This window comes from Enterobacter cloacae (assembly GCF_011078175.1).
Taxonomy (GTDB): domain Bacteria; phylum Pseudomonadota; class Gammaproteobacteria; order Enterobacterales; family Enterobacteriaceae; genus Enterobacter; species Enterobacter cloacae_Q.
In genome coordinates, this window is sequence record NZ_JAALCJ010000004.1 from 303,006 (window position 1) to 320,650 (window position 17,645).

The following is a 17,645-nucleotide window of genomic DNA, read 5'->3' on the forward strand; positions in this document are numbered from 1 at the left end:
TCGCAGCCTGGTTCGGTAAACTCCCCGTTTGCACGGGGAAGTTCCTCACTAAGCCTAATCACGCTAACGCGTGATTACTTAGTGATAACCTTGCGGCCGCGGTAGAAACCGTCAGCGGTGATGTGGTGACGCAGGTGTTTCTCACCAGAAGTCTTGTCTACAGACAGGCTGGTAACTGCGGTCAGCGCGTCATGGGAACGACGCATGCCACGTTTGGAACGGGTTGGTTTATTCTGTTGTACGGCCATGGACCTTACTCCTCAATTACTTACGCTTTAAGCTGGCTAATACGGCAAATGGGTTTGGTTTTTGCGCTTCATCAGGCAGTTCCCCAAAGACCATGTCCGCCTCGGACACTTCACAGTGTTCAGAATCATGCACCGGAACGACTGGCAAGGAGAGGATGATTTCATCTTCAACCAGCGCCAGAAGATCGATTTCACCGAATTCGTTAACCTCAATCGGCTCATACGCTTCCGGGAGTGCCTCAGCCTGTTCGTCAGAACGAACCGGACTGAAACAATACGTTGTGTGAACATGCTGTACAAACGGTTTCCCGCAACGCTGACATTCGAGCGTTACCGTCACCTTCGCATCACCGGTTAACACGGCGAGTCGCTGGTTGTCGATAGCGAACGACATGGAGCATTCTACATCACTGTCCACACTGACTACAGATTCGGCAATACGCTCAGCCTGATCGGAAGAATAGATTCCTTCGTAATCGAGGCGTTTTTGAGCCGTACGAACCGGATCAAGAGTCAGGGGTAATTTTACCTTTTGCATAGGGCGCGCATATTAACTTTGTAACGTCATAGAGTCAAAGAAAAAGGCAACCAGAGCTGCCTTTTGCCAATTATTCGCACACATTGCGGCCTGTAGTTTAAAATGGCTGGCATCGATTCGCTATATCTGGTGATAAAAATATGCCAAATCTCGTCCTTGCTTCCACTTCACCTTATCGCCGAATGCTGCTGGAAAAGCTCGGGATCCCGTTTGAATGTGCCGCGCCGGAAGTGGATGAGACGCCACAGCCGGGCGAGTCGCCGCGTCATCTGGTGACCCGTCTCGCGAAGGAGAAAGCACAGTCTCTGGCCGTACGTTACCCCGCTCATCTGATTATAGGCTCCGATCAGGTTTGTGTGCTGGACGGCGAAATTACCGGTAAACCGCATACGGAAGAAAACGCCTGCCAGCAGCTTCTACGTGCGCGAGGCAGTATCGTGACTTTTTATACGGGTCTGGCACTTTATAATTCGGCCTCAGGCCATCTGCAAACCGAATGCGAGCCGTTTGATGTCCATTTCCGCCATCTCAGCGAGCAGGAGATTATGGATTACGTGCGACGGGAACGTCCGCTGAACTGTGCGGGGAGCTTTAAAAGTGAAGGACTAGGGATTGCGCTCTTCGATAAGCTGGACGGACGCGATCCGAATACACTGGTGGGGTTGCCGCTGATTGCGCTGTGCCAAATGTTAAGGCGAGAAGAGTGTAATCCGCTGACGATGTGACCGTTGCGGCCTGATGCCCTCACCCCAGCCCTCTGGGAGAAAAACATGTAGGCCGGGTAAGCGCAGCGCCACCCGGCACAAAATCAGCCGCGCAGAACTTTCAGACAGCGTTTGAGCTGCTCATCCAGCGGCGCTTCAATACGGATAACTTCGCCGGTATTAGGATGGGTGAACTTCAGCGCTGCCGCATGCAGGAACAGACGCGACAGCCCCGTTCCCGCCAGCTGCTTATCAAATTCGCGATCGCCATAGCGGTCATCAAACGCAATCGGATGGCCAGCAAACTGGGTATGGACGCGAATCTGGTGGGTACGCCCCGTCACCGGACTACAGCGCACCAGCGTGGCAAATTCGTAGCGCTCTTCGATTTTAAAGCGTGTCTCAGACGGTTTCCCTTCCTGATTAACACGAACAATGCGCTCGCCGCTTTGCAGAATATTTTTCAGCAGCGGCGCCTGCACCACCTTCACGTGGGACTGCCACTGGCCGCGCACCAGCGCCAGATAATCTTTCTGCATTCCTTTTTCACGCAGCTGTTCATGCAGGGAACGCAGCGCAGAACGTTTTTTCGCTACCAGCAGCACGCCAGAGGTATCACGGTCAAGACGGTGAACCAGTTCGAGGAAACGCGTTTCCGGGCGCAGCGCGCGTAGCCCTTCAATCACGCCGAAGCTCAGACCGCTCCCGCCGTGCACCGCCGTTCCGGACGGTTTATTCAGCACCAGAATGTGGTCGTCCTCATAAAGGATAACGTCGCTCAGGGCCGCGACTTTTTGCAGCTTCGGAGAAACGACCTCTTCTTCACGCTCTGCAACACGTACCGGCGGAATGCGGACTTCATCGCCCGCCTCGAGCTTATACTCGGGCTTCACGCGTTTTTTGTTCACCCGCACCTCGCCCTTACGCAAGATGCGATAAATCATACTTTTTGGCACGCCCTTCAACTGGGTGCGCAAAAAATTATCGATACGTTGCCCCGCGTCATCGTCGGCGATGGCAACCATTTTTACGGCTGGAGTCTCTGTTTTCATGGTTGGCGATTCTAAATAGCGTCAGGCATTAGCGCCACTCATTTTTCTATGCTTATATTTACTTTTATCCGGACCACTCCCCTTTCGCGCAATCGATTTGGTGGTTATTAAACCAATCACCCCGTTGAAGTGAAGAAACTGTGAGTAACCGGGTGATAATTGGTAAAAGTCATCTTGCTATAACCCGGCGAGCAGTGGAATAATGAATCCGTTTTCCGCGTTAAATCCGGGTTTTGTAAGGATATCGACGGAATGACCAATTTTGTCTGACCGATCATCCACGCAGCAATGGCGTAAGACGTATTGATCTTTCAGGCAGTTAGCGGGCTGCGGGTTGCAGTACTTCCCGGTATAAGGATTGTTCTCTGGAGAGTTTTCCCAGGCAATTCCCCTGATAATTGCGCTGTGTTTCCGTATGAAATACAGGCAACCGACACTCTGCGCCTCTTAAGCGAGCGACAACCGTGAGGTTGGCGACGTGAACAGACACGAGGCCATCGGTTCATACCCCGGAAAGCGTCACCTTGCCCGCAGCTTTGTCGTCAATGTAAGAATAACGAGTAAGTTACGATGAAAAGAATGTTAATCAACGCAACTCAGCAAGAAGAGTTGCGTGTCGCCCTTGTGGATGGGCAGCGCCTGTACGATCTGGATATCGAAAGTCCTGGACACGAACAGAAAAAAGCGAACATTTACAAAGGCAAAATCACCCGCATTGAACCAAGCCTTGAAGCTGCATTTGTCGATTACGGTGCTGAGCGTCACGGTTTCCTTCCTCTCAAAGAAATCGCCCGCGAATATTTCCCTGCAAACTACAACTCCCATGGCCGTCCGAACATTAAAGATGTTCTGCGCGAAGGTCAGGAAGTTATCGTCCAGATCGATAAAGAAGAGCGTGGCAACAAAGGTGCCGCACTGACCACCTTTATCAGTCTGGCAGGAAGCTATCTGGTATTGATGCCAAACAACCCGCGTGCGGGTGGCATCTCTCGCCGTATCGAAGGCGATGACCGTACCGAGCTGAAAGAAGCGCTGGCAAGTCTTGAGCTGCCAGACGGCATGGGCCTTATCGTGCGCACCGCAGGCGTCGGCAAATCTGCCGAAGCATTACAGTGGGACCTGAGCTTCCGCCTGAAGCACTGGGAAGCCATTAAGAAAGCGGCTGAAAGCCGTCCTGCTCCGTTCCTGATCCACCAGGAAAGCAACGTTATTGTGCGTGCCTTCCGTGATTATCTGCGTCAGGACATCGGTGAAATTCTGATTGATAACCCGAAAGTGCTCGAGCTGGCTCGCCAGCATATCGCCGCGCTGGGTCGCCCGGATTTCACCAGCAAAATTAAACTGTACACCGGTGAAATCCCGCTGTTCAGCCACTATCAGATTGAATCTCAGATCGAGTCGGCCTTCCAGCGTGAAGTGCGTCTGCCGTCTGGCGGCTCTATCGTTATCGATACCACCGAAGCGCTGACCGCTATCGACATCAACTCCGCGCGTGCAACCCGCGGCGGCGACATCGAAGAGACGGCGTTCAACACCAACCTCGAAGCGGCAGACGAGATTGCACGTCAGCTGCGCCTGCGTGACCTGGGTGGTCTGATCGTTATCGACTTCATTGATATGACCCCGGTTCGCCACCAGCGTGCGGTTGAAAACCGTCTGCGTGAAGCGGTGCGCCAGGATCGTGCGCGTATTCAGATCAGCCATATTTCACGCTTTGGCCTGCTGGAAATGTCCCGTCAGCGCCTCAGTCCGTCACTCGGCGAGTCCAGCCATCACGTCTGCCCGCGTTGTTCCGGCACGGGTACGGTGCGTGACAATGAATCCCTCTCCCTCTCTATCCTGCGTCTGATTGAAGAAGAAGCGCTGAAAGAGAATACCAAAGAGGTTCACGCTATTGTTCCGGTGCCGATTGCCTCCTACCTGCTGAACGAAAAACGTGCAGCGGTAAGCGCAATCGAAGCGCGTCAGGGCGGCGTTCGCTGCATCATCGTGCCAAACGACGAGATGCAAACCCCGCACTATCACGTGCTGCGCGTGCGTAAAGGCGAAGAGACCAGCACCCTCAGCTACCTGCTGCCGAAGCTGCATGAAGAAGAAATGGCGCTGCCGTCGGATGAAGAGCCTGCCGAGCGTAAACTGCCTGAGCAGCCTGCATTAGCAACCTTCATTATGCCGGAAGCCCCGCCGGAAGCGACGCTGGAAAAACCAGCGGCAAAACCTGCTGTGCAAAAAACGGCCCCTGCCGCGCTAAAAGCGCAGCCTGAGCAGCCGGGTCTCCTGAGCCGCTTCTTCGGCGCGCTGAAAAAAATGTTTGCTGGCGAAGAAGTTCAGCCTGAGCAGCCGAAAGAAGCGCCAAAAGAAGCGAAACCAGAGCGTCAACAGGACCGTCGTAAGCGTCAGAACAATCGTCGCGATCGTAATGACCGCAACGACCGTAGCGATCGTAACGAGCGCCGTGATAATCGTTCCGAGAACAACGAAGGTCGTGAACAACGCGAGGACAACCGTCGCAACCGTCGCGAGAAGCAACAGCAGAACGTTGAAGATCGTGAAATTCGCCAGCAGGCGGGCGACGAGTCCGAAAAGAGCAAACAGCGTGACGAGCAGCAGCCTCGCCGCGAGCGTAACCGTCGTCGTAACGACGAGAAACGCCAGGCGCAGCAGGAAGTCAAAAACCTGAACCGCGAAGCGCCTGTAGAACAGCCGGACGCTGAGCAGGAAGAGCGCACTCAGGTTATGCCGCGTCGTAAGCAGCGTCAGCTTACCCAGAAAGTACGTGTGGGTGCTGTTCAGGCGGAAGAAAGCGAAGTCATCGCGGTCGAAGCGCCAGAAACCACAACGGGTACACAGGTTGCGAAAGTTGATCTGCCAGCCGTGGTGGAAAATCAGGTTGAGCAGGACGAGAGCAGCGAAAACCGTGACAACGCAGGTATGCCGCGTCGCTCCCGCCGTTCTCCACGTCACCTGCGCGTGAGCGGCCAGCGTCGTCGTCGCTACCGTGACGAGCGTTACCCGACTCAGTCGCCAATGCCGCTGACCGTGGCGTGCGCGTCACCTGAGATGGCCTCCGGTAAAGTCTGGATCCGCTATCCGGTTGCTCGCCCTGAGCAGGCTGTTGAAGAGCAGGCTGTAACCGAAGAGGTAATTGCACCGGTAGCCGCGGCAGAAAACGTCGTGACTGAAGCGGCAACCGTGGCAGAGCCGCAGGTTGTTGAGCCTCATGCTGTTGAAACGGCCGCACCAAAGGCTGTGGAAGTGGAAACGACCCATCCTGAAGTGATTGCTGCACCGGTTGATGCCGCCCCGCAGATTATCGCCGAAGAAGATGCCGTAGTGGCTGAAGAGGTCGTGGCACACGCTGAACCTGCACCAGCAGTGGAAGAAACCGCAGACGTTGCCGTCGAAACGGTTACCGAAGAGGTGGTTCAGGACGTCGAGATTCAGGTTGAACCTGTTGTCGAAGAAGTGAAAGCGCCTGAAGTGAAGCCTGCGCCGGTTGAGCCCGTTGCCGCGCCAGCGCACGCTCACGTTGCTACCGCGCCGATGACTCGCGCCCCGGCACCTGAGTATGTACCTGAAGCGCCACGCCATAGCGACTGGATTCGTCCCGAATTCAACTTCGAAGGTAAAGGTGCTGCCGGTGGTCACAGTGCAACGCACATGGCGACTGCCCCTGCTACACGCCCTCAGCCTGTGGAATAACGCACGCTAAGACTGAAAGCCGACCTTCGGGTCGGCTTTTTTATGGCTGTTGCAGGGGCTTTCTCATCCCGGTGACCCCCGGCATTATCTGCCGCATCAACTCCAGAAAACGCCGCAAGCGCGCCGGATAATAACGAGACCAGGGGTAAACCAGATGTACAGGTAGCGCTGCCGGCTGCCACTCTGGAAGTAAATGCACCAGTCGCCCTTCCCGAATATCATCCTGTACCGTCCAGCTGGATACCACCGCCACGCCAAGCCCGGTGAGTGCCGTATTGCGCGCCACATACAGGCTGTCGGTACTCAGGCGTGGAGTAATGGTAACCCGCGCCGGGGCAGATGATGCATCGTGGAAAAGGTCCACATGGCGTTGATAAAAAGAGCTGATGGCAATCCAGGGAAGCTGTTGCAAATCTTCCGGCGTTTTAACAGCGGGATAACGGGCCAGTAATTCCGGTGACGCCACCACCGAGCGCGGCACTTCAGCCAGCAGCACGGATACGGTCGCCGGATCGACGTCCACTCCCACCCGAATAGCACAGTCAAGGTTGTCGCCGAGGAAATCAACCGAACGATCGTTGAGCATCCACTCAACGGACAACTGCGGATAGCGCTGTAAAAATTCGGTTAACGGTTTCAGAAGCTGCTCCTGGCCAAATGCGTGCGGCGCGCGCACCCTTAGCACCCCAACCGGTTCATCTTCCGTCTGCCCTACCTCGTCTTCCAGCGCCAGCCAGCTGTCAATCACCCGTCGGGCATGCTGATAGCAGCGTTCGCCGTCATCGGTCAGCCGGGTCGTATGGGTTGTGCGCAGCATCAGGCGTACTCCCAGCATGGTCTCAAGCGTTTGCAACCGACGGCTCACCGTGGCCTGGGTTGTTGCCAGCTGACGTGCTGCCGCAGAAAGAGACCCCGCCTCCACAATGCGAACAAACGTTCGCATCAGTTCTACCCGATCTATACGCTCAGACCTTTTCATATCATTTTAGCCCATACGCTACACGTATAAGCGTTTTACCACCGCGCCCGCTACCGTCGCAAGGCGTACTGATAAAAAATAGCCGCACACGACGAATGAGGAACATCTTATGAACACAACTACGACCCGGGCCGTAAGCCGCTGGGTAATCTTAATGCTGTCGCTCGGTGCGGGCTTTAGCGTGGCATCCATCTATTATGCCCAGCCTCTGCTGCCGCTGATGGGCTTAGACCTGCACCTGAGCATCGAAGGCATGGGTATGGTCCCGACGCTTACCCAGGCGGGTTATGCCTTAGGTATCCTGTTTCTGCTCCCGCTCGGCGATCGTCATGACCGCAGAACGCTGATCCTGATAAAAAGTGCGGCTCTGGCGCTGTTCCTGCTGGGCTGTAGCCTGACCGGACAGCTGCACTCACTGCTGCTCACCAGCCTGCTGATTGGCATGGCTGCCACCATGGCGCAGGATATTGTGCCAGCGGCAGCGATCCTGGCACCGGAAGGCAGGCAGGGTAAGACGGTCGGCACGGTGATGACCGGCCTGCTGCTGGGGATTTTGCTCTCCAGAACCGTGAGCGGCGTGGTGGGTGAAGCCTTTGGCTGGCGGGTGATGTATCAGCTGGCCGCCGCAAGTATTGCCTTTATCGGCGTGGTGATGTGGGCCGTACTTCCCCGCTTCGCCGTTCACTCCACGCTAAGCTACCCGGCGCTGATGCGCTCCATGGAACACCTCTGGCGTCGCTACCCGGCGCTGCGTCGGGCCGCACTGGCCCAGGGTTTTCTGTCGATTGCCTTTAGCGCATTCTGGTCAACGCTGGCGGTTATGCTGCTGGAACGGTATCACCTCGGCAGCGCCGTAGCGGGTGGGTTTGGTATTGCCGGTGCCGCAGGCGCGCTTGCCGCACCGCTGGCAGGTGGTCTGGCGGATAAGCTGGGTGCCGGTAAAGTGACCCAACTGGGTGCTGCGCTGGTGACCCTTTCGTTTGCCCTGATGTTCCTGATGCCGGCACTGGGTGTACACGGTCAGTTGATCCTGATAGCCCTTTCCGCGGTCGGTTTCGATCTCGGGTTGCAGTCCAGTCTCGTGGCCCACCAGAACCTGGTTTACAGCCTTGAGCCACAGGCACGTGGACGGCTTAACGCCCTGCTGTTTACCGTCATTTTCATCGGAATGGCGCTGGGTTCAGCATTAGGCAGCAATATCTATACGCTGGCGGGTTGGACTGGCGTGGTGGCGCTGGCAACCCTGTGCGGTGCCATTGCGCTGGCTATCAGAGTGATTGAAAGCGCCCGGGTGCTGTCCGCACAGGCAGAGAGTGTGTAAAAAAATGCCCAACCCGGACGGGTTGGGCAGTCAAAACATGCCCAGTTTCAAGACATGTTAAACAGGTCAGAGTCTTATTTGTTCATCTGGAACAAAGACATACCCTGCATATCGCTAAAGGCTTTATACGAGGCCTGCAATGCCGCCTGCTGCATGGTGTAGGACGAAATCACCGAGTTCCAGTCCACGTCAACAAGGTTACTCATCTGCTGGGTTTGACCCAGCGCGCGGTCTTCACCCAGAGCGTCCAGCTTGCCAAGCTCATCCAGCTTGATGCCGAGGTCGGCGCGCACGGTCAAAACGTTGTTGAGGGAGTTACTCAGGCCACGGTTAGCTTTATCAATCGCCGCGGTAAACGCTTCAGCCTTCGTTTCGTCATCGCCAATCGGTGTATTCAGCGCACCAATGGCAGCGTCGAGGATCTTGAACAAATTCGTTTCCTGGGTACTCCCCGCCGGCTCTGGTTTCGCATTGCTGGTGAAGCTGGCGAAAACTTCAGCGCCCGTATGGCTGATTTGCATCGTGCGCGCGGAGTCAACCTGCTGGCTGATGGGTGTTCCGCCGCCCTGATACGTACCGGTAGCCTGATCGAAAGCCGCTGCTTCGGTTTTGTAGCCGGAAAAAATATAGCGACCGTTACCGTCCGTGCTGTTAGCCAGGTTCATGAGCTGATCGCGGATACCTTGCAGGTTCGTTGCCAGCGAAGCGCGGTCATCGTCGCTTAACGTGCCATTACCCGCATTAACAATCTTTTCCTGAGCAGCCTGGATAGCGGTTGTCACTTGCGATAACACGTTCTCTTCCAGCGAGACTTTCGTCGTAGCGAAGGAGCGCGCCAGCGCATACTGGCTGTTTTGCGTTTGAGCCTGAGAGAGCACAACGGCCTGCGAGGCGGCAATAGGATCGTCAGACGGACGGTTGATGCGCTTCCCCGTAGACATCTGCTCGCCGTAGCTGAGCCAGAGACTTTGGGAATTCGTCACGCCGCGCATGCTTTGCTCATACATCATTTGTGTACTAATACGCATTTTTTTGCCTCAGCCTTAGCGGATATTGATCAATGCATCAAACAGCGTGCTCGCCGTTTGCAGCACCTGCGCATTCGCCAGATAGTACTGCTGATAGCGTTGCAGGTTGCCATACTCTTCATCCAGGTTAACCCCGGAGATTGACTGCTGTTGTTTGGTCAGCTGCGTCACCACGTTAACTTTGGTTTCGCTGCTGGTTTTCAGCGACGCCGTGGTGCTGCCCACCGTACTGACCAGTGCGGCATAAGCATCGTTAAAGGTTTTGTTCCCCCCCACCAGTTTGGCGCTCTGCAAATCCAGCAGCTTTTGGCCATTGGTATTGTCGCTTTCGCCGCTTCCTTTCGCGGAGGCCATCGCCAGTTTGGATTCGTCGCTGATCGCAACGTCCATATTCACAATGACGTCATTCACCGGTTTGACGATGAAACTGTCTTTATTATTGGCTTTGCCGCTAATCTTAACGTTGAGACCATCAAACGACAGATTACCGCTGGTATCAGGTTTGGCGGTAAAGCTGGTGTTGTCTGACAGACGCGTGATTGTCCAGTCAGTACCGTTGTACTCAACCTTGTAATTTGTCGCCTGGACCTTTGTACTGTCCGTCATTGTGGCCGTAACGGACGCGCCCCCGGTGTTTTTGCCGTTACTCAGTACTGCCGGAGAGCCAAAATCAAACAGCTTGCCGCCTTTATCCCCGTTGGCATCAAAGCCCGCCTGGTGCTGGGTGTTCATGGCATCAGCAAACGCCAGCGCCATCTGGTTAAGCGTATTTCGCGCCTGATCCAGATCCTGAGAACGGAACGTTAACAGCCCCCCAAGCGACCCCGTGGCGATCTGTTTTTCTGAGATCTCTACATTGCCCGCTGCGGCATCCACATACGCAATCGTTGTACGCGCTGGGTCCGCACTGGATTTCACCGCCGCCAGCTGGCTGGCGTTACTGCCCTGAACCAGGGTGTAACCGTTGGCGATAGAGATGTTGTAGGTGCCGCTGTCCTGAACGGTGACGTCCACACCGACAATCTTGTTCAGTTCACTCACCAGCTGATCGCGCTGATCGAGCAGCTCATTCGGGGATGCGCCCGCACCGACGCCAGTCAGTCGGGAGATCTGATCGTTAAGATTGGCAATCTGTTTCGCGTAGTTATTGATCTGATCGACACTGGTAGAAATTGCGGTATTAACCTGCGCATCCTGATCGCGGAGATATTGATCGTTGGTTTTAAACTGATTTACCAGACCATCCGCTTTCCCCAGTACCGTCTGGCGTGCAGCCGGATCTTCTGCGTTACTGACCAGCGTTTGCAGGCTTTTAAAGAAATCCTGGAGGTTAGCAGAAAGCGAGTTCGCGGTATCCGAGAGCACGTCGTCAATTTTTGACATCTGCTGGTAGCGCGTGGTCAGCCCACTGCTCTGGTTCTGCGCCGCGCGTAGCTGGTTGGTGATAAACGCATCATATTCACGCTGAACACCGGAGACATAGACCCCGTTACCCACCCAGCCGCCACCGGTCAGGGTGCTGTTGGATGCCCCCAGTATGGTGGTCTGGCGGGTATAACCAGCCACGTTATAACTTGAAATATTATTACTGACGGTATTGAGTGCCGACTGCGCAGCACTGAGGCCACTCATGGCGCTGTTAATCAAACTGGACATGGGGTTCCTTTTATACGTTCAGACACGAGTCCTGATGAAGGTTATCGGCAACCTCCACGGGGACTTGAGAACTTTCAGAACAGATTTTCGAGATCTGTGCTATAGGCTTTGCTGACCTTCTCAGTCATGGATTTAAGTTGCTGGATCATGCTGGTTAGCTTACGCGCATAGTTTGGATCGGTCGCGTAACCGGCATTCTGCAATGCCTGAGCGCCCTGCTCTGGCGTGGCGGCCTGAGTCACGGCGGTATAGCGTGGATTCCGGCTCAGCAGCCCGACATAATCCGACAACGCTTCCAGATACGAGCTGTAGACGCGGAATTTGGCTTTCACCTTCACTGCCGCACCATTTTCATATTCGGTGGTGGTGATTTCCGTGGTCGGCCCCTTCCAGCTGGAGGTGGCTTTCACGCCGAAGATGTTGAAGCTCGGCTCGCCGTTCTCCCTGCGGATCTGACGTTGCCCCCAGCCCGACTCCAGCGCCGCCTGCGCCAGAATCAGATGGTGCGGTACGCCACTCTCTTCACTGGCCAGACGCGCCGGCAGGGAGAGTTGCGCCAGGAAGTCTTTGCTGTCCCCAGAGAGCGGCTCGTCACGCGTATCTGCTGGCTTCGGCATCGCCTTACGCACCATTTGCGTTAGCGCCTGATTTTGATAACTGGTCACCTTTTCCAGATCAAACTTCAGCGGCACCTGCGGCGGGGCCTCTTCAGGCGACAGCCCTTGAGCGGCTGCGGTCTGCTTCACAATCATGTCCGCCAGACCGAGTCCCTTTCCGGCGGTCATTTGCTGGGCAATCTGCTGATCGTACATGCTGGTGTAAAGCCGCGTGGAATCGCTGCTGAACATGCCATCTTTCGGCAGGGTTTCACGCATGCTTTTCAACATCATCTGCACGAACATACCTTCCACCTGACGGGCAACCGGGCGGATATTCGCCGCCGGATCCTTGCCCGCCTTGGTTTTCAGCTCGTTGAGCGACTGGGCATCCCAGGCGGCACTGGTCAACAGTTTGCTATCTGTCAGCATTTAGATGATTTCCAGTTTGGCGCGCAGGCAGCCTGCACTTTGCATGGATTGCAGAATGGACATCAGATCCATTGGCGTTGCACCCAGCGCGTTCAGGGCGCGCACCACGCTGTTCAGGTTGGCGCTGGAGCGCACGCTCTGCAACGAACCACCGCTCTGCCGTAAATCAATCTGCGTTTGCGGGGTCACTACCGTCTGACCGCCACCAAACGGCGTATCCGGCTGGCTGACGTTGGCCGAACGGTTAACCGTGACGGAGAGGTTACCCTGCGCCACGGCACAGCTGTCCAGCGTCACTTCGCGGTTCATCACCACCGAGCCGGTACGGGAATTGATAATGACTTTCGCATCCTGAACCGGCACGTTTACTTCCATATTCTGGATATCGGCCAGCATCCGCACCTGGTTGCTGCTGCCGGTTGACGTGCGGATCTGCACGGTGCGGGCATCCAGCGCGGTGGCGCTACCATAGCCACGGCTGCGGTTGATGGTGTCAGCGATCTGCTGCGCCATCGTAAAGTCTTCGTTATTCAGTTGCAGGTTAATGGTGTTGCCGGTGCCGAACTGGGTCGGCAGCTCTCGTTCGATGATCGCACCGTTGGTAATACGTCCGCCGTTCAGCTGGTTCACCTGCACGCTGCTACCGCCCGCCGCCGCACCTGCTCCCCCCACCAGTATGTTGCCCTGTGCCAGCGCATACACCTGGCTGTCTACGCCTTTCAGCGGGGTCATGAGTAGCGTTCCGCCGCGCAGGCTTTTGGCGTTACCCATCGACGAGACAACCACGTCGATGGTCTGCCCCTGACGCGCAAAGGCCGGATAAGACGCGGTCACCATTACGGCCGCCACGTTTTTCAGCTGCATGTTGGTCCCGGCCGGGACGGTAATACCGAGCTGAGAGAGCATGTTATTCAGGCTCTGGGTGGTGAACGGTGTCTGGGTCGTCTGGTCACCTGTGCCATCGAGCCCCACCACCAGGCCGTAGCCAATCAGGGAGTTTTCACGCACGCCCTGGACGCTGGTGAGATCGCGTATGCGATCGGCCTGCGCAACGGTGGCAACCAGCGACAGTGCCACGGCGAAGAGAAATTTATACATAGGTCACCTCGCTTACATCGGCGATAAGTTAAGGAAGAAGCGTTGCAGCCAGCCCATATTTTGCGCTTCGTTAATATAGCCGTTGCCGACGTACTCAATGCGCGCATCCGCCACCTGGGTGGACGGTACGGTGTTGGTGCCGCTGATGGTGCGAGGGTTAACCACACCGGAGAAGCGAATGAATTCCGTACCCTGGTTAATGGCGATCTGTTTTTCGCCCACCACGTGCAGGTTGCCGTTCACCAGAACCTGGTCAACCGTTACCGTCAGCGTTCCGCTGAAGGTATTGCTGGCGTTCGCGCCACCTTTACCGTTAAAGGTGTTGCCGCCAGAGGCTTCCACATCCGCACGGGCGTTGCCGAACAGCCCTTGCAGATAGCGCGGTACGGTGTCGAAGCCAAAATTGGTTTTGCCGTCGCGGCTGGCGTTCGCCGACGAGCTCTTGCTCGCACTGACGTTTTCCTGCAACACAATGGTCAGCGTATCGCCAACGTTACGCGGACGACGGTCTTCAAACAGCGGCTGATAACCGTAGTTAATCGGCTGTGCGGTCTGGAAAATAGAGCCGTTCACCACCGGCGCGGGGCCGGGAACGGGTTGGGCGGTAGTCGCACCCTGTACCAATGGTTTAGACGGGATCCAGGCACACCCGCTGAGGGTGACGGCCAGAACAGTCAGGATCGGATAACGAAACGCCGCGTTTTTATGCATTGCCTTCATCTTCGAAAACAGGGAGCCGGTGCGACGTTTACCGCACCGGGCTACACCTTAGAGTTGCGTCAGTTTTTGCAGCATCTGGTCGGTCGTCGACACTGCTTTACTGTTAATTTCATAGGCACGTTGAACCTGGATCATATTCACCAGCTCTTCCGCCACGTTAACGTTCGAGGTTTCCACATACCCCTGATACAGCAGCCCCGCCCCGTTCAGGCCCGGGGTACTTTCATTTGGCGTGCCGGAAGATTGCGTTTCGGTGTAGAGATTCTCACCGATGCTTTCCAGTCCGGTATCGTTCATGAATGTCGTCAGGTTGAGCTGACCAACCTGGACCGGCGCGGCCTGACCTTGCTGAGTGACGCTGACGATACCGTCGCGGCCAATGGTGATGCTTAGCGCGTTCGCCGGGATGGTGATGGCAGGTTGTACCTGAAAGCCGCCCGCCGTCACCAGTTGACCATTCTGGTCCACCTGGAATGAACCGTCGCGGGTATAGGCAGAGGTTCCGTCAGGTAGCTGCACCTGAAAGAAACCCTGACCTTTGATGGCAACGTCTTTACTGTTGTTGGTCTGGGACAGGTTGCCCTGGCTGTGCAGACGCTCGGTGGCGACCGGGCGTACGCCGGTACCAATTTGCAGACCGGACGGCAGCGTGGTTTGCTCAGAAGACTGCGCCCCTGGCTGACGAATCGTTTGATAAAGCAAATCTTCGAAAACCGCACGCTGGCGCTTGAAACCATTGGTGCTGACGTTTGCCAGGTTGTTGGCAATCACATCCATATTGGTTTGCTGTGCGTCCAGACCGGTTTTCGCGATCCATAAAGAACTGATCATAGGGAGTCCTGTTAACTCATAGCCAGAAGTTGGTTAGCCTTGCCCGCGTTTTCATCAACGCTGCTGATAATTTTCATCTGCATTTCGAAGCGGCGGGCGCTGGCGATCATGTCGGTCATGGCTTCTACCGGTTTGACGTTACTGCCTTCCAGCACGCCGGACATCACGCGGATGGTCGGGTCGGCCTGTAACGTGGCGCCACGCGTGGCCTGCGCCGCCTGGGTCAGACGGAACATCCCGTCATCACCACGCTGCACTTCGTTGCCTTCCGCTTTCACCAGCTTCAGACGACCGACAGGCGCAACGGTGTTAGCCGGGTCGCCCGGGTTTAACGCCGAAATCGTCCCGTCTGCCGCGATGGTCAATTCGGACCCTTCCGGCACCGTCAACGGACCGGCTTCGCCCATCACCGGATGCCCCTGAATCATCAGCTGCCCGGTGGCGCTCACCTGGATATTACCGTTGCGGGTATACCCTTCCCCGCCGTCAGCCGTTTGCACCGCCAGCCAGCCGTCCTGCTGAAGGGCAACGTCCAGCGGACGCGCGGTGTAATCCATCTGGCCTGGCGTCATATCGGCACCCGGCGTGGAGGCGGTGACCAGCGTACGCGTGGGCAATGACAGCCCTTCTACCGGCACCGCACGCAGCGCGTTTAACTGCGCACGAAAACCTGGCGTGGAGGCGTTTGCCAGGTTGCTGGCGGTAACAGCCTGCTGATTGAGCGTCTGGCTTGCTGCGCCCATCGCTGTATATATTGCGTGATCCATTGCGCTTTCCCGTCAGCTGCTTAACGCAGGTTAACCAGCGTGTTGAGGATCTGATCCTGAGTTTTGATGGTCTGCGCGTTGGACTGGTAGTTACGTTGCGCGACGATCATGTTCACCAGCTCTTTACTCAGATCGACGTTCGAGGCTTCCAGCGCGCCATTGGTCAGCGTGCCGAAGTTACCGGAACCCGCGGTACCCAGCAGGGCAACACCGGAGGACTGCGTGGCAGACCAGACGTTATCCCCTTCGGACTTCAGGCCTTCGTTGTTGGCGAAGTTTGCCAGTACGATCTGGCCCAGCACCTGGGTCTGTTCGTTCGAATAGTTACCGACAACGGTACCGTCATCGTTGATCTGGTAGCTCACCAGATCGCCCGGCTTATAACCATTCTGGCTCGTCGCCACGATGTTGTTCGCACCGGTGTTCTGCTGCATGGAGTTGGCGAAACTCATGTCAAACGTGGCTGGCGTCGCACCCGGAACAGTACCCGTTCTGATCTTGATATCATCGCCACCCGTCAACACGCCGCTCGCGTTAAAGGTCAGCGTCGTTGCCAGTTTCGCAGCGTCTCCCGCTACGCTGCCGTCCTGCGAATACACCTTCCAGGAGTTAGCTGGCGTCGCGTTTTTGACATAAAACAGGTTCATGTTGTGCGCGTTACCCTGGCTGTCAAACACCGTCACGGTGCCTTTCTTGTTGTAAGAGTCAGGGTTGGCCGGATCGAAGGCGACGGTTGGCGCGGTATCGGTGGAGTTCAGGTTGATCTGCTGAGAAGCCGTGGTGGTAGACTTCGCCGCCATCAGCGTCGTTGGAATGGAGATCGCCTGCGGATTGGCACCGGTTTGCACCGTAGGCGGCGTACCGGCAACCGGATAACCGGTTAACTGAAGCCCCTGCATGTTCACCAGGTTACGGTTTTCATCCAGCTTGAACTGGCCGTTGCGGCTATAGAACACGGAACCGTTGGCATCCACCATACGGAAGAAACCGTTCTGGCTGATGGCGACGTCCAGACCACGACCGGTGTTGGTGGTCGTCCCGTCGGTGAAGTCCTGGGTGATACCCGCAACCTTCACGCCCAGGCCCACTTTAGAGCCTGCAAACATATCTGCAAAAGACGCAGAACCGGATTTAAAACCATAGGTCGCGGAGTTGGCGATGTTGTTGCCAATGACGTCCAGGTTGGTGGCCGCAGCATTCAGGCCGCTGACCGCTTGAGAAAAGGCCATGACTTACTCCTGATAAGTATGAAGGCTTAGATAATCTGCCGAACTTCGTCGAGTGTGGTGGTACCGGAGGTACCCAAATCCAGTTTGTTGCCATCGCTGCCTTTGATGACGCCCTGAACCAGGGCAAACTGTAGCGGCTGAGCCACCAGTTGGGTCGTACCGCTGCTGGCGCCGATCGCCACGTTGTAAGAGCCGTTTGGCGCTTTGGTGCCATCGGTCAGGCTGCCATCCCAGGTAAAGGTATGAACGCCTGCTTTCAATTCTCCGATATCAATGGTGCGAACCACTGCCCCGGTAGAATCAGTAATCGTTGCGGTGACTTTGTCAGCCGGCTGCTGCAACTCAACGCCAAACGGCGTCGTCGTGGTAGTAGACGTGCCCTCGGTGGTGCTGGTGCCCGCCAGAATCGTGGTTCCCGGGATCATCACCCCGTGACCGATCAGGTTGGCGGCCTGCAAGGACTGGCTGTTATCGATTTGACCGGAGACCGAGCCGAGAGTGGTGTTCAGTTTCTCAATGCCGCTGACGGTACTGATCTGCGCGAGCTGCGTGGTCAGTTCGTTGTTCTGCATCGGATTGGTCGGGTCCTGATTTTTCAGCTGCGCCACCAGCAGGGTCAGAAAGCTGCTCTGTAAATCGGAGGCATTGCTCCCGGTGAGAGAGCTGGAACCGGTCGCACTGCTGGTGCTGTTGACGCCGGTATTTGTCGGGTCATTCACGTTTACGGCGATGGACATGCGTGTC

General features: G+C 56.2%; 16 protein-coding genes. 3 read left to right on the forward strand and 13 right to left on the reverse strand.

Annotation, left to right across the window (positions count from 1 at the left end):
* Positions 1–74: 74 nt before the first annotated feature.
* Both rpmF and yceD read right to left on the reverse strand, forming a co-directional pair.
* On the reverse strand, positions 75–248 hold the full coding sequence (gene rpmF / locus G6Q29_RS11150) for a 50S ribosomal protein L32 (RefSeq protein WP_003857964.1): 174 nt from the start codon (positions 246–248) through the stop codon (positions 75–77).
* Between the two features lie 16 nt (positions 249–264).
* Complete coding sequence (gene yceD, locus G6Q29_RS11155; RefSeq protein WP_126543712.1) at positions 265–786, reverse strand: 23S rRNA accumulation protein YceD; 522 nt, start codon at positions 784–786, stop codon at positions 265–267.
* A 140-nt stretch (positions 787–926) separates the two neighbouring features.
* On the opposite strand from yceD, the gene G6Q29_RS11160 reads away from it, so the two are divergent.
* On the forward strand, positions 927–1,511 hold the full coding sequence (locus G6Q29_RS11160) for a Maf family protein (RefSeq protein WP_032653209.1): 585 nt from the start codon (positions 927–929) through the stop codon (positions 1,509–1,511).
* Positions 1,512–1,594: 83 nt separating this feature from the next.
* On the opposite strand, the gene rluC is transcribed toward G6Q29_RS11160, so the two are convergent.
* Positions 1,595–2,542 (reverse strand): 23S rRNA pseudouridine(955/2504/2580) synthase RluC, encoded by a 948-nt coding sequence (gene rluC, locus G6Q29_RS11165; RefSeq protein WP_165465650.1) that lies wholly within the window; start codon positions 2,540–2,542, stop codon positions 1,595–1,597.
* 570 nt (positions 2,543–3,112) lie between these two features.
* Between rluC and rne the strand changes: the two genes are divergently transcribed.
* Positions 3,113–6,244: a ribonuclease E gene (gene rne, locus G6Q29_RS11170; protein ID WP_165465651.1), complete on the forward strand. Its 3,132-nt coding sequence runs from the start codon at positions 3,113–3,115 to the stop codon at positions 6,242–6,244.
* A gap of 40 nt (positions 6,245–6,284) precedes the next feature.
* Here the strand turns inward: rne and G6Q29_RS11175 are convergent, their stop codons facing one another.
* Entirely contained in the window at positions 6,285–7,223 is a 939-nt protein-coding gene (locus tag G6Q29_RS11175; protein WP_165465652.1) for a LysR family transcriptional regulator, read from the reverse strand.
* Between the two features lie 109 nt (positions 7,224–7,332).
* Here G6Q29_RS11175 and G6Q29_RS11180 point away from each other — a divergent pair, with 109 nt between their 5' ends.
* On the forward strand, positions 7,333–8,544 hold the full coding sequence (locus G6Q29_RS11180; RefSeq protein WP_165465653.1) for an MFS transporter: 1,212 nt from the start codon (positions 7,333–7,335) through the stop codon (positions 8,542–8,544).
* A gap of 74 nt (positions 8,545–8,618) precedes the next feature.
* Here the strand turns inward: G6Q29_RS11180 and flgL are convergent, their stop codons facing one another.
* The 9 genes from flgL to flgD all read right to left on the reverse strand — a co-directional run bounded on the left by flgL (position 8,619) and on the right by flgD (position 17,638).
* On the reverse strand, positions 8,619–9,572 hold the full coding sequence (gene flgL, locus G6Q29_RS11185; RefSeq protein ID WP_165465654.1) for a flagellar hook-associated protein FlgL: 954 nt from the start codon (positions 9,570–9,572) through the stop codon (positions 8,619–8,621).
* Between the two features lie 15 nt (positions 9,573–9,587).
* Complete coding sequence (gene flgK, locus G6Q29_RS11190) at positions 9,588–11,228, reverse strand: flagellar hook-associated protein FlgK (protein ID WP_165465655.1); 1,641 nt, start codon at positions 11,226–11,228, stop codon at positions 9,588–9,590.
* A gap of 74 nt (positions 11,229–11,302) precedes the next feature.
* Complete coding sequence (flgJ, locus tag G6Q29_RS11195; RefSeq protein WP_165465656.1) at positions 11,303–12,256, reverse strand: flagellar assembly peptidoglycan hydrolase FlgJ; 954 nt, start codon at positions 12,254–12,256, stop codon at positions 11,303–11,305.
* Positions 12,257–13,354 (reverse strand): flagellar basal body P-ring protein FlgI, encoded by a 1,098-nt coding sequence (locus tag G6Q29_RS11200; RefSeq protein WP_165465657.1) that lies wholly within the window; start codon positions 13,352–13,354, stop codon positions 12,257–12,259.
* 12 nt (positions 13,355–13,366) lie between these two features.
* Positions 13,367–14,065: a flagellar basal body L-ring protein FlgH gene (gene flgH / locus G6Q29_RS11205; protein WP_126513963.1), complete on the reverse strand. Its 699-nt coding sequence runs from the start codon at positions 14,063–14,065 to the stop codon at positions 13,367–13,369.
* Between the two features lie 57 nt (positions 14,066–14,122).
* Positions 14,123–14,905, reverse strand: coding sequence for a flagellar basal-body rod protein FlgG (gene flgG, locus G6Q29_RS11210; RefSeq protein ID WP_000625853.1), 783 nt, complete (start codon positions 14,903–14,905; stop codon positions 14,123–14,125).
* A gap of 11 nt (positions 14,906–14,916) precedes the next feature.
* Positions 14,917–15,672 (reverse strand): flagellar basal body rod protein FlgF, encoded by a 756-nt coding sequence (locus G6Q29_RS11215; RefSeq protein WP_165465658.1) that lies wholly within the window; start codon positions 15,670–15,672, stop codon positions 14,917–14,919.
* A gap of 20 nt (positions 15,673–15,692) precedes the next feature.
* Positions 15,693–16,901: a flagellar hook protein FlgE gene (gene flgE, locus G6Q29_RS11220; RefSeq protein ID WP_165465659.1), complete on the reverse strand. Its 1,209-nt coding sequence runs from the start codon at positions 16,899–16,901 to the stop codon at positions 15,693–15,695.
* Positions 16,902–16,927: 26 nt separating this feature from the next.
* Positions 16,928–17,638 carry a flagellar hook assembly protein FlgD gene (gene flgD, locus G6Q29_RS11225; protein ID WP_165465660.1) on the reverse strand — a complete coding sequence of 237 codons (711 nt, stop codon included), beginning with the start codon at positions 17,636–17,638 and terminating at the stop codon, positions 16,928–16,930.
* Positions 17,639–17,645 lie beyond the last annotated feature (7 nt).